This window comes from Cupriavidus sp. WGlv3 (assembly GCF_023952475.1).
GTDB classification, from domain to species: domain Bacteria; phylum Pseudomonadota; class Gammaproteobacteria; order Burkholderiales; family Burkholderiaceae; genus Cupriavidus; species Cupriavidus phytorum.
Genome location: NZ_JALHRX010000008.1, coordinates 39,291 through 51,393, shown reverse-complemented (window position 1 = coordinate 51,393; position 12,103 = coordinate 39,291). Strand labels below are relative to the sequence as shown.

Below are 12,103 nucleotides of genomic sequence, written 5' to 3'. Positions count from 1 at the left end.
CCTATAGCGACCCTACAGCGACGCCCTACAGCGACGCCACGGATTCGCCGGCAACCAGCCCGTTGATGATGTCTTCGCCGAACTGCAGCGCGCCGCGGCGCGCCGAGCCGATGTTCTCCCAGCGCGACTGGCCCAGCGGGAACACGCGTGCATGGTCCTCGCCCGGGCGATAGCCTTCGCGGCAGATCACGATCGAAGCCTGGAAACTGTTGTCGGGCCGGGTGCGCGGCCAGGCCTGCTCGGGCCGGTTGCGGTAGACCAGCGGGTACAGGTCAAAACCCTTGTAGCTGGCAAAGGGCGTGCTGCCGGGAACATTGTTGCCGGGACTGCGGCTGGGACTGCTGTCGCTCACGACGGCTCCATGCGGCATGATGCCGCGTCGATGGGAAGAGAAATGCAGGAACGGCGCCGGGGTTAGTTCAGGACGCCGGCAATCCGGACGAGGTCACCGACACCCCGGGCACTGCGCCGTTGATGATGGCTTCGGCATAGCGCAGCGCACCACGGCGGGCGCCGCCGACGTTGTCCCACGGCGTGGCATCCAGGCGGAACGTGCGCGCCTGCGCGCCTTCCGGCGACTCGCCCTCGAGACAGATCACCACCGCCGCATCGAACGAGCGGTCGGGCCGCGGCTCGGGCCACACGCGCGTGATGGTGTGCTTGTACACCAGGGGATAGAGGTCGTACCCCTTGTAAGTCGCAGCTGGATAGATATCCATGGCAGCCTCCGGCGGAATGGTGGTGTTGCCCCCACTCTACGCCTGTTGAGGGCCGCGCAGTGGCTTTATTTCGCCATCGGCCGGCATCATGCCGGGCAAAACGAAAAAGCTCCGCCACGGCGGAGCTTTTCTTATCAAACTGGCGCCGGGGCGCTCAGCTCAACTCGGTTCGGCGCGCTCAGATCGGCTCGATCTTGGTCGCGGCCGGGCCCTTCTGGCCGACGCCGGCGACGTAACGCACCTTCTGGCCTTCTTGCAGCGACTTGAAACCGCTGCCCTGGATTTCGGAGAAGTGCGCGAACAGGTCGTTGCCGCCTGCATCAGGCGTGATGAAGCCAAAACCCTTCGAATCGTTGAACCACTTGACGGTACCGGTTTCCATGTTGGATTCCTCAAAAAGTATTTCTTGCCTGGCAAAAGCGCCGGCAAGGCATGACGATCAAGGAAGTAACTTGGAGAATAAGTGGCGCCGTGTGGGCAAGCACCTGGACTTCGAGATTGCTGCTTGAAAGACCTGCACTCACCCTTATACAGGTGCCCCCGCCCCGGGTCAATGCACTTCGCCAGATCGGCAGGAAATTGCGGCAATAAGCGTCGCAGGCGCTGGCTGCGGGCCGCGCTGTCCGTGCGTGCTACAGTGCCGCATCGAATGGAAAAGAACGAATGACACTCTGCCCTGCCTGCCAGGCCATCGAACGCCACCGCCGCGGTGCCCCCGGGCACGCCGCGCTGCGCATCACCGACACCCAACGCATCAAGCCGCCCGGGTCGGCCGCGGTGACCATCAGCACCTTTGTGTGCCAGGACTGCGGCGCGCGCTGGACTTACCGGGACCAGAAAAAAGGCACCGAACAAGGCTGGGAAATACAACCGGACACATAGAACAACCGGACACTTAGACCGGCCCTGAAAAGAAAAAACCCCGGAGACCTCGTCCCCAGGGTTTCGAGCCTGCTCCGGCCCGTCATGCGGGCCGGCTTCCATCAGGCCGTGACCGAGGCCAGCGCGGCGTTCAGCGTCTGGCTCGGGCGCATCGCGGCGCTGAGCTTGGCGGCGTCCGGCTGGTAGTAGCCGCCGATGTCCACCGGCTGGCCCTGCACCGCGGCGAGTTCGCCGACGATCTTCTGCTCGTTGTCGGTCAGCGTCCTGGCCAGCGGCGCGAACCTGGCCGCCAGTTCCGCGTCGTCCGACTGCGCGGCCAATTCCTGGGCCCAGTACATCGCCAGGTAGAACTGGCTGCCGCGGTTGTCGAGCTGGCCGGTCTTGGGCGACGGGCTCTTGTTGTTGTCGAGCAGCTTGCCGGTGGCGGCATCCAGCGTCCTGGCCAGGATCTTGGCCTTCGCATTGCCGGTCTTGATGCCGACGTCTTCCAGCGACACCGCCAGCGCGAGGAACTCGCCCAGCGAATCCCAGCGCAGGTGGTTCTCTTCCACCAGTTGCTTGACGTGCTTCGGAGCCGAGCCGCCGGCGCCGGTTTCATACATGCCGCCGCCGGCCATCAGCGGCACGATCGACAGCATCTTGGCGCTGGTGCCCAGTTCCATGATCGGGAACAGGTCGGTCAGGTAGTCGCGCAGGATGTTGCCGGTCACCGAGATGGTGTCGAGGCCGCGGATCACGCGCTCCAGCGTGTAGCGCATGGCGCGCACCTGCGACATGATCTGGATGTCCAGGCCGCTGGTGTCGTAGTCCTTCAGGTAGGTCTCGACCTTCTTGATCAGTTCGGCCTCGTGCGGACGGTACGGGTCCAGCCAGAACACGGCCGGCATGCCCGAGTTGCGCGCGCGCGTGACGGCCAGCTTGACCCAGTCGCGGATCGGCGCGTCCTTGACCTGGCACATGCGCCAGATGTCGCCCTGCTCGACGTTCTGCGTCAGCAGCACTTCACCGGTGGCCAGGTCGACAATGTTGGCGACGCCGTCTTCGGCGATCTCGAAGGTCTTGTCGTGCGAACCGTACTCTTCCGCCTTCTGCGCCATCAGGCCGACGTTGGGCACGGTGCCCATGGTGGTCGGGTCGAAGTTGCCGTTGGTCTTGCAGAAGTTGATGATCTCCTGGTAGATCCGGGCGAAGGTGCTTTCCGGGATCACCGCCTTGGTGTCCTTCGGACGGCCGTCGGCACCCCACATCTTGCCGCCGATGCGGATCATGGCCGGCATCGAGGCATCGACGATCACGTCGTTGGGTGCGTGCAGGTTCGAGATGCCCTTGGCCGAATCCACCATCGCCAGTTCCGGGCGATGCTCATGGCAGGCATGCAGGTCGCGGATGATCTCTTCGCGCTTGGAGCTGGGCAGCGACTCGATCTTCTCGTACAGGTTGACCAGGCCGTTGTTGACGTTGACGCCCAGTTCGTCGAACAGCGCGCCGTGCTTGGCGAAGGCTTCCTTGTAGAAGATCTTGACGGCGTGGCCGAACACGATCGGATGCGACACCTTCATCATGGTCGCCTTGACGTGCAGCGACAGCATCACGCCGGTGGCGCGGGCGTCTTCGAACTGCTCTTCATAGAAGGCGCACAGGGCCTTCTTGCTCATGAACATGCTGTCGATGATCTCGCCGTCCTGCAGCGATACCTTGGGCTTGAGCACGATGGTCTTGCCGCTCCTGGTGATCAGCTCCATCTTGACGTCGCGGGCCTTGTCCAGCGTCATCGACTTCTCGCCGTGGTAGAAGTCGCCGTGCTTCATGTGGGCCACGTGGGTGCGCGAGGCCATGCTCCACTCGCCCATGCTGTGCGGGTGCTTGCGCGCGTAGTTCTTGACCGCGGCCGGGGCGCGGCGGTCGGAGTTGCCTTCGCGCAGGACCGGGTTCACGGCCGAGCCCAGGCACTTGGAATAGCGCTTCTGGATCGCCTTTTCCTCGTCGGTCTTGGGATCTTCCGGATAGTCGGGCACCTTGTAGCCCTTGCCCTGCAGTTCGCGGATGGCGCTGACCAGCTGGTGCACCGAGGCCGAGATGTTGGGCAGCTTGATGATGTTGGTGTCCGGCAGCTGCGTCAGCTTGCCCAGCTCGGCCAGGTTGTCCGGCACGCGCTGCGCTTCGGTCAGGAATTCGGCAAACTCGCCCAGGATCCGGCCCGCCACCGAGATATCGCTGGTGGTCACGTTGATGCCGGCCGGCTTGGTGAAGGTCTGGATGATCGGGAGGAACGCACTGGTCGCCAGCAGCGGGGCTTCGTCGGTCAGCGTGTAGATGATGGTGGGTTGCTGGGTACTCATTGCTTCTCTCAGATCCTCTATCGGTGGGTGGGACTTCTGCCTGCCGGGTCACGGTCAGGGCAACAAACTAGGCGAAAAGTAGAATTTTGCCTCAGTTTGCTTTCAGGAATCTGAAAAACCACCGCATCCGGGGCGGCAATCGGGCAGAAATTTGGGTTGGCACCCGGCTTGCGGCGCCGGATGGCGTTCGTTGCACCTGAACGGTGCCGACCAGGCGGCGGCTCTAATTATTTAGGGACGGGCAAGCGCCCGCCGACTGGCCGGCAAGTGCCACCCACGGATCACTTCCGCACGGGCGGGGGCACTAGCCCTCTCCCTCCCGGGGAGAGGGAAAAACCGGCGGCTGGCCCGTCAGGCCGCCAGCCTGAACGTCGCCACCGCCTCCTTCAGCCGCTGTGCCTGTTCCTCCAGCGAACCCGCCGCCGCCGCGGCCTCTTCCACCAGTGCCGCGTTCTGCTGCGTCACCGTATCCATCTGCGTCACGGCCTGATTCACCTGCTCGATGCCCGAGCTCTGCTCGGCCGACGCGGCGCTGATCTCGCCCATGATGTCGGTCACGCGCCTGACCGCGGCGACGATCTCTTCCATGGTCTGGCCCGACTGTGTCACCAGCATCGAGCCCTTTTCGACGCGATCGACCGAATCGCCGATCAGCGCCTTGATCTCCTTGGCCGCGGTCGCGCTGCGTTGCGCCAGCGTGCGCACTTCGCCGGCCACCACGGCAAAGCCCCGGCCCTGCTCGCCGGCGCGCGCGGCTTCCACCGCGGCATTGAGCGCCAGGATATTGGTCTGGAACGCAATGCCCTCGATCACGGCGATGATGTCGACCACCTTCTTCGACGCGCCGTTGATCTCTTCCATGGTTTCGGCCACCTTGCCCGCGACTTCACCGCCCTTGGCGGCGATATCCGAGGCGTTGACCGCGAGCGTGCTGGCCTGGCGCGCGTTGTCGGCGTTCTGGCGCACGATGCTGGTCAGTCGTGATGCCGCGGGTCAGCCAGAACGCGAACGCGATGCCGATCCCCAGCACCACCACGCCCAGCCCGATCAGGCTGTTGCGCGCATTGACATAGATGGCGTTGATCTCGCGCGCGGTGGCGTCGATGCTGGCGCGCTGGATGTCGAGCAGCTTCTGGATCTCGGCCAGGTAGGCGTCGCCGGCGGGTACGAATTCCTGCTCCAGCACCTGGTTGGCTTCCTCGGTCAGGCCTTCCTGCTTGAGTTTGGTGATCTTGTCGCGGCCGTTGTTGTAGGGGTCGCGCACGCTCAGGATCTTCTGGAACGCGGCCTTTTCCTGCTCGGAGCCGAGCATCGGCTGCAGCTTGTCGCGCAGCTGCGCAATGCCTTCGATCGAAGCCTTGGTCTCGGCGGCAAAGAACTGGCCCAGCGACGGGTCGGCGCTGCGCGCCACCGCGGTGGTACGGCGCACGCTGGTATGCATGAGGCGGTACCAGTCGCTGACCAGCCGCTCCTTGGTCAGCGGCTGCTGCATCATTGCGTGCGTGCGCTCGGCCACCTGCTGCAGTCGCAGCATGCCCAAGCCCGTCATCAGCGCCGCAAGCAGCAATACCACCCCAAAACCGATGCCGAGGCGAACCCCGATACCTAGATTCTTCATTTCTTCTACCTGATTAGCATTGGTCATGGCGAAGTGCTGCCGCGCGTGAAACGGCTCGGCGCAACGCTCTTCGCTCTCATCGTCCGCAGGTGGGCCGGGTGGGGCCGACGCACAGGCGGGCTATGGATGCCAACGGCAGCGGCGGCGGTAACTTTAGGGTCTTCCTCGATTGACGGCCAGAAGTGTGCGGATACCGGCTATAGTGGACAGGATGCCGGCCAAAGGGCACACCACCCCCGCCGGCCGACCTGCCAGTCCTTCCACCAGGAGACCCAGCATGGCCACGCCTCCCAATCCCTTTGCCGATTTCACCAGGATGATGGAACAGTTCCGCCTGCCGGGCGTGGACATGAGCGCGGTGGTCGAAGCGCGCCGCAAGGACATCGAGGCCCTGACCGAGGCCAACCGGCTGGCCTATGAAGGCATGCAGGCCATCGTGAGGAAGCAGCAGGAGATCTTCGCCCAGACCATGCAGCAGCTGCAGGCGGCCGCGCAGCAGTACGGCACGGCGGCCAACCCGGCCGAGGCCATGGCCAGGCACAGCGAGTTCGTGCAACAGCAGTTGCACCAGGCGCTGGAGAATATGCGCGCGCTCGCCGAGACCGCGCAGAAGGCGCAAGCCGAGGCGCTTGCCGTGATCAGCAAGCGCGCCGAACAGAACGTGAAGGAGGCTGGCGAGATCCTCCAGCCGAAAACGAAACCGCGCGGCTAGCGCCGCTCAGGCAAGACCTGGCCCACCGCCTCGACCAGGCGGGCATGCGCGGCCAGGTCCACCGGCCGGTGCTTGACCCTGGTACTGGCCGGGTTGTTGCCCAGGTAGTTGCCGTTCTTCCAGTCCCGCGCCGGCCGCACCGGCCGCGGCGCGAAGCCGCCGCCGCAATTCGGGCAGACATTGCCGAGCAGTTCGACGCAGCCCGCGCAGAAGGTGCATTCGAACGAGCAGATGCGCGCTTCGGCGGAATCCGGCGGCAGGGGCTTGTTGCAGTGTTCGCAGCCTGGTCTGAGTTCCAGCATGGCGCATGGCTCCTTTTCTGGATGAGCGGTTCGGGACCGCCATCCTAGCCGGATTCCGCGCGGCCGGCATGGCGCCGGCCGCTGCTTTCACGTCAGATCACGCCTTGCGCCAGCATGGCGTCGGCCACCTTGACGAAGCCGGCGATGTTCGCGCCTTCGACGTAGTTGATGTAGCCATCCGCCTTCTGGCCGTGGTGGATGCAGTTCTGGTGGATGTCCTTCATGATCGCGTGCAGCTTCTCGTCGACCTCGGCATGGTGCCAGGACAGGCGCATCGCGTTCTGCGACATCTCCAGGCCGGAGGTGGCCACGCCGCCGGCGTTGCTGGCCTTGCCCGGCGCGTACAGGATCTTCGCGTCGACAAAGCGGTCCACCGCTTCCAGCGTCGACGGCATGTTGGCGCCTTCGGCCACGCAGATCACGCCGTTGCCCAGCAGGGTCTCGGCGTCGTTGCCGTCGAGTTCGTTCTGCGTCGCGCACGGCAGCGCCACGTCGGCGGGCACGTGCCAGGGGGTGCGGCCGGCTTCGAAGGTCATGCCGTGGCGTGCGGCAAAGTCCGACAGGCGGCCGCGCTCTTCATTCTTGAAGGCCATCACTTCGGCCAGCTGCTCGGTGGTCATTCCCTGCGGGTAGTGCAGCACGCCGCCGGAGTCGGACAGCGTCAGCACCTTGGCGCCCAGTTCGATGGCCTTCTCGGCCGCGTACTGCGCCACATTGCCCGAGCCGGAGATCAGCACGCGCAGCCCGTCGAAGCCGCGCCCGCGACGATGCAGCATTTCCTGGGCGAAGTAGACGGTGCCGTAGCCGGTCGCTTCCGGGCGCATCAGGCTGCCGCCGTAGGCCAGGCCCTTGCCGGTGAACACGCAGGCCGACTGGTTCGACAGCTTCTTCATCATGCCCGCCATGAAGCCGACCTCGCGCGCGCCCACGCCGATGTCGCCGGCCGGGATGTCGGTATCCGGGCCCAGGTGGCGGTACAGCTCGGTCACCAGCGCCTGGCAGAAGCGCATCACTTCAGCGTCGGACTTGCCCTTGGGATCGAAGTCCGAGCCGCCCTTGCCACCGCCCATGGGCAGCGTGGTCAGCGCGTTCTTGAAGGTCTGCTCGAAGCCCAGGAACTTCAGCACCGACAGGTTCACGGTCGGGTGGAAGCGCATGCCGCCCTTGAACGGGCCGATGGCGGAGCTGTGCTGCACGCGGAAGGCGCGGTTGACCTGCACGCGGTTCTGGTCATCGGTCCACGCCACGCGGAACTGGATCACGCGCTCGGGCTCCACCAGCCGCTCGAGCAGGGCCTCGTCGGCGTAGCGCGGATTGCGCTCGACGAACGGCCACAGCGTCATCATGACTTCCTTCACGGCCTGGAGGAATTCGGGTTGATTGGGGTCGCGGCGGGCAACCCCCGCCAGAAATGCTTCAAGGGAAGGAGAATTCACGGATGTCTCTTGCTGTGCTGGAGTGGCAGGATCCGGCAGCCTTGCCGGCTGGATGCCGGTCTGCGGTGCCGTCTGGCGTTGCGCCGATGGAAGGTGGGTCGCCTCCGGTTTATCGGACGGGCACGGCTGACCGTGCCGGTCCGACAACCCAGCACTTTAGCACCGCCATGGGGCACACGACAGTCAAAACACCTGTGACAGCGGCGTCAAAGCCGCATTTCGGTGCGCGGCCGGACGGATTTGCGTGCGATCAGCGGACATGGCGGTCCACCAGCCGATGCCCGGCCGTCAGGCAATCAGCAGCTTGTTGCCCCGTTCCTTCAGCGCCGCGCCCAGCTCGGGCTCCGGCGCCATGTCGGTTATCACCCAGGCCGCCAGCTCGGCATGCTTGATGGTGACGCCGGTGTTGCGGCCGAACTTGGTGTGGTCGGCGACCACGCAGGCCACGTCGGCGGCCAGCAGCATGCGGCTGCGCAGCTCGGCCGCGGCGCGCGAGAAATCGCAGATCTCGCCGCGCGGGGTGATGCCGCCGATGCCGATAAAGGCGAAGTCGGTGTGGTAGCGCGACAGCTGCTCGATGGTGTCCCAGCCGTGGGTGGCGTCTTCGTTGTCCTGCAGCTCGCCGCCCAGCACGATCACGCGGTTGCCGTTGCGCCGGCCCAGCAGCTGGGCGATGGCGAGGTCATTGGTGTAGACCAGCAGGTTGTGGTGCCCGTGCAGCGCCTGCGCCACCGCATGCGTGGTGGTGCCGTAGTCCAGGATCAGCGAGGCACCGTCGCGCACCAGCTCGGCCGCGCGCACGCCGATGGCGCGCTTGCCCTCGGCATTGACCTGCGCGCGGGTCTGGGTATCGGGCTCGGTCCGGTCGGGCGCCAGCGCGCCGCCGTGGGTCAGCACCAGCAGCCCGCGCGTGGCCAGCGCGTTGAGGTCGCGCCGGATGGTCTCGCGCGATACGTCGAGCTCGCTCACCAGCTCGCTGATGGCCAGCGCGCCGGTCGCGGACAGCTGGTCGAGGATGTATTTCTGCCGTTGTTCGGCGAGCACAGGGACTCCGGGAGGATCGGGGACTTGGGGGCTGATTCTAGCGCAGCCTATCCTTGGCGTGCGAAGGCACCCTGCCCTGCAAACGACCGCTGGCAGGCTCCCTCTCCCGCTTGCGGGAGAGGGTTGGGGAGAGGGCCGAAGCCTCCACGAAGTGAGGGCTGTCGTGATTGCCAGCGCCGGCCCTCTCCCCCGGCCCCTCTCCCGCACGCGGGAGAGGGGAGCAAACCAGCGTCCGGGCCATGCCTTCAGTGCCTCACCCCCACGGCAACGTAATCGTCTTCAGGTTGGTAAAACTCTTCGCCGCCTCCTGCACCCCCTCCTTGTAGCCCAGCCCCGAATCCTTGATCCCGCCGAACGGCGTCAGCTCGATGCGGTAGCCAGGCACTTCCCACAGGTTGACGGTGCCCACATGCAGCGAATTGGCGATCCTGGTGAAGGCCTCGATATTGTTGGTGCACACCCCCGACGACAGCCCGAACGCGGTGCCGTTGGAAATCCGGATGGCATCGTCCACGTCACGGAAAGTGATGATCGGCGAGACCGGACCGAAGGTTTCCTCGCGCACCACCGTCATCGCCGGGTCGACGCGATCGATCACGGTGGGCGCGTAGCTGGCGCCGTTGCGCTGGTTGCCGACCAGCAGCCGCGCGCCCTGCGCGACCGCCTCGTTGACGCGCGCCTCGAACAGCATGGCCGCCTCTTCGTCGATGACGGTGCCCATGTCGACGCCGCGGTCCATCGGGTCACCGTACTTCCACGCGCGGGTCTTCTCCACCACCAGTTCGGTAAAGCGCGCCGCCACGGCCTGGTGCACCAGCATGCGCTTGACCGCGGTGCAGCGCTGGCCGGAGTTCTTGTACGAGCCCTGCACCGCCAGATCGGAGGCACGGTCGAGGTCGGCGTCGTCCAGCACGATCAGCGGGTCGTTGCCGCCCAGCTCCAGCACCACGCGCTTGTAACCGGCCTTGCTGGCGATGTACTTGCCGATCGCCACGCCGCCGGTAAAGGTGACCAGGTCCACCGCCGGGTGCGTGATCAGCTCGTCGGCAATCTCGCGCGGATCGCCGGTCACCACCTGGAACATCTGCGGCGGCAGGCCGGCTTCGTACAGCAGGTCGGCCAGGTAGAACGCCGACAGCGGCACCTTTTCCGACGGCTTGAGCACCATGCGGTTATTGGTGGCGATCGATGGCGCCACCTTGTGCGCGACCTGGTTCATCGGGTGGTTGAACGGCGTGATCGCGCTGATCACGCCCATCAGCGGCTCGCGCTGGGTCATCACGCGGCGCTTCTTGCCGTGCGGCGTCAGGTCGCACGAGAACAGCTGGCCGTCGTCGCGCAGCGCCTCGGTGGCGGCAAAGCCCAGCACGTCGGCGACGCGGCCGATCTCGTACAGCGAATCCTTCTTGGACAGGCCGGATTCCAGCGTAATCAGGTCCGACGCCTCCTCGGTGCGCTCGCGCAGCAGCGCCGCGGCGCGGTTGAGGATGGCGGCGCGCTCGTAGCGCGTCAGGGTGGCGCGGTAGGCCTGGCCCACCTCGAAGGCGCGGCGCACGTCTTCGAGCGTGGCCTTGGGCACGGTGCCCACCAGCGCGCCGTCGAACGGATTGCGCACTTCGATCACGCGCTCGCGCACGATCTTCTGGCCGTCGATGCGCAGCGCCTCGGCGCGGAAATGCGGGCTGACGGCGCCAGCGGGAAATTGGGGGGCGTTCATGGGTCTCCTCCGGAAGATGCGTGCTCAGTTCAGGCGGCGGCCTGAACCGACAGATGCGATGCAGGCGTTCAGTGCAGGTGGTTCAACGCGACATCGAAGATGTCGAAATTGCGCAGCACGGCCTTGCCGGGAATGCCGGCGGTGGCGCGGTTGAACACCAGCGGCACGGTCTGCTCCGACACGCCACCGTGCGAGCGCAGCGGCGCGTCGAGGCCGGACAGGTCATGGCGGCTGCGGCTGGTGCCCAGCACCACGTGCTTGTCGCTGGTGACCACCAGGTCGCCGACGCGGTCGGACGGCAGCTCGAAGCGCGCGCAGGCGTCGGCGTTGGTCAGCACGCTTTCCACGCCCTGCAGGTCCGACAGGCGCGCCTGGATCGCGGCGGCGTCGGCATCGTCGGGCAGGTAGATGGTGGCGTAGGAGCCCAGCGCGCCGTGGTGAACCACGTACGGGTCGGTGATCGGCAGGATCACGCGCGCGCCGCCCTCCTCCACGCCGCGGCCCAGCCAGGCATCCAGCTGGTCTTGCAGGTAGATCACGTTGGGCGCCTTGGTGGCCTCGTCATGCTTGGCGTTCATGCCGTGGTCGGCGGTCAGCGCCACCACGCAGCCGAGTTCGTCCAGCCGCGCCAGGTACTGGTCCATCATCGCGTAGAAGGCATTGGCACCGTCCGAGCCGGGCGCGAACTTGTGCTGGATATAGTCGGTGGTGGACAGGTACATCAGGTCCGGGCGGCGCGTTTCCATCAGGCGCACGCCGGCGGCGAAAACGAATTCGGACAGCTCGGCGCTATAGACGTCCGGCACCGGCATGCCCACCAGATCGAGCACGCCGTCGATGCCGTTCTCCGCCACGGTGGCCTGGTCGGCCTTCTCCGACGAGAAGCAGATGCCCTGCATGCCGTGGCCCAGCAGCCGGCGCAGCTTGTCCTTGGCGGTGACCACCGCGACGCTGGCGCCGGCCTCGGCAAAGGCGGCCAGGATGGTGCCTGCACGCAGGTACTTGGGGTCGTTCATCATCACTTCCTCGCCGCGCCCGCCGTTGGCGCTGCGGTCAAAGAAGTAGTTGCCGCAGATGCCGTGGACCGCGGGCGGCGCGCCGCAGACGATGGAAAGGTTGTTGGGGTTGGTGAAGGTCGGCACCACGCACGCGCCGCGGAAGGCGGAACCGGCCTCCAGCAGCCTCTTCAGGTAAGGCGCGCGGCCGCTGGCCGCGGCGGCTTCCAGGTAATCGAACTCGCAGCCGTCGACGCAGACCACCACGACGGGCTGCTGCATCCAGCGATAGCTGCGCTGGTTGACGGTGATGGTGCGGGCGTTGGTATCGGGCATGGT

At 66.1% G+C, this 12,103-nt stretch carries 11 protein-coding genes and 1 pseudogene; 2 read left to right on the top strand and 10 right to left on the bottom strand.

Annotated elements, in window-relative coordinates; translation table 11 throughout:
- Window positions 1-25 precede the first annotated feature (25 nt).
- The 3 genes from MKD38_RS15195 to MKD38_RS15185 all read right to left on the bottom strand — a co-directional run bounded on the left by MKD38_RS15195 (window position 26) and on the right by MKD38_RS15185 (window position 1,101).
- Entirely contained in the window at window positions 26-352 is a 327-nt protein-coding gene (locus MKD38_RS15195; RefSeq protein WP_252677965.1) for a hypothetical protein, read from the bottom strand.
- A gap of 67 nt (window positions 353-419) precedes the next feature.
- On the bottom strand, window positions 420-719 hold the full coding sequence (locus MKD38_RS15190) for a hypothetical protein (protein ID WP_115712909.1): 300 nt from the start codon (window positions 717-719) through the stop codon (window positions 420-422).
- A 178-nt stretch (window positions 720-897) separates the two neighbouring features.
- Complete coding sequence (locus tag MKD38_RS15185; RefSeq protein WP_020202065.1) at window positions 898-1,101, bottom strand: cold-shock protein; 204 nt, start codon at window positions 1,099-1,101, stop codon at window positions 898-900.
- Window positions 1,102-1,382: 281 nt separating this feature from the next.
- Between MKD38_RS15185 and MKD38_RS15180 the strand changes: the two genes are divergently transcribed.
- Window positions 1,383-1,601 (top strand): hypothetical protein, encoded by a 219-nt coding sequence (locus tag MKD38_RS15180; protein ID WP_252677964.1) that lies wholly within the window; start codon window positions 1,383-1,385, stop codon window positions 1,599-1,601.
- Between the two features lie 101 nt (window positions 1,602-1,702).
- Here MKD38_RS15180 and MKD38_RS15175 read toward each other — a convergent pair whose 3' ends face one another.
- On the bottom strand, window positions 1,703-3,940 hold the full coding sequence (locus MKD38_RS15175; RefSeq protein ID WP_252677963.1) for an NADP-dependent isocitrate dehydrogenase: 2,238 nt from the start codon (window positions 3,938-3,940) through the stop codon (window positions 1,703-1,705).
- A gap of 351 nt (window positions 3,941-4,291) precedes the next feature.
- Window positions 4,292-5,558: pseudogene (locus MKD38_RS31070) on the bottom strand (methyl-accepting chemotaxis protein).
- A gap of 277 nt (window positions 5,559-5,835) precedes the next feature.
- Here MKD38_RS31070 and MKD38_RS15160 point away from each other — a divergent pair.
- Window positions 5,836-6,270, top strand: a complete 435-nt coding sequence (locus tag MKD38_RS15160; RefSeq protein ID WP_252677962.1) for a phasin family protein — start codon at window positions 5,836-5,838, stop codon at window positions 6,268-6,270.
- On the opposite strand, the gene MKD38_RS15155 is transcribed toward MKD38_RS15160, so the two are convergent.
- The 5 genes from MKD38_RS15155 to phnA form a co-directional block, all read right to left on the bottom strand.
- On the bottom strand, window positions 6,267-6,572 hold the full coding sequence (locus MKD38_RS15155; protein WP_252677961.1) for a DUF1272 domain-containing protein: 306 nt from the start codon (window positions 6,570-6,572) through the stop codon (window positions 6,267-6,269). The genes MKD38_RS15160 and MKD38_RS15155 overlap by 4 nt on opposite strands.
- Before the next feature lie 92 nt (window positions 6,573-6,664).
- The gene (gdhA, locus tag MKD38_RS15150; protein WP_252677960.1) at window positions 6,665-8,008 is read right to left on the bottom strand and encodes an NADP-specific glutamate dehydrogenase; all 1,344 of its coding nucleotides are present in this window, start codon (window positions 8,006-8,008) and stop codon (window positions 6,665-6,667) included.
- Window positions 8,009-8,296: 288 nt separating this feature from the next.
- Entirely contained in the window at window positions 8,297-9,052 is a 756-nt protein-coding gene (locus MKD38_RS15145) for a DeoR/GlpR family DNA-binding transcription regulator (RefSeq protein ID WP_092310324.1), read from the bottom strand.
- A 253-nt stretch (window positions 9,053-9,305) separates the two neighbouring features.
- Window positions 9,306-10,769, bottom strand: coding sequence for a phosphonoacetaldehyde dehydrogenase (phnY, locus tag MKD38_RS15140; protein WP_252677959.1), 1,464 nt, complete (start codon window positions 10,767-10,769; stop codon window positions 9,306-9,308).
- 68 nt (window positions 10,770-10,837) lie between these two features.
- The gene (gene phnA / locus MKD38_RS15135) at window positions 10,838-12,100 is read right to left on the bottom strand and encodes a phosphonoacetate hydrolase (protein ID WP_252677957.1); all 1,263 of its coding nucleotides are present in this window, start codon (window positions 12,098-12,100) and stop codon (window positions 10,838-10,840) included.
- Between the last annotated feature and the right edge of the window lie 3 nt (window positions 12,101-12,103).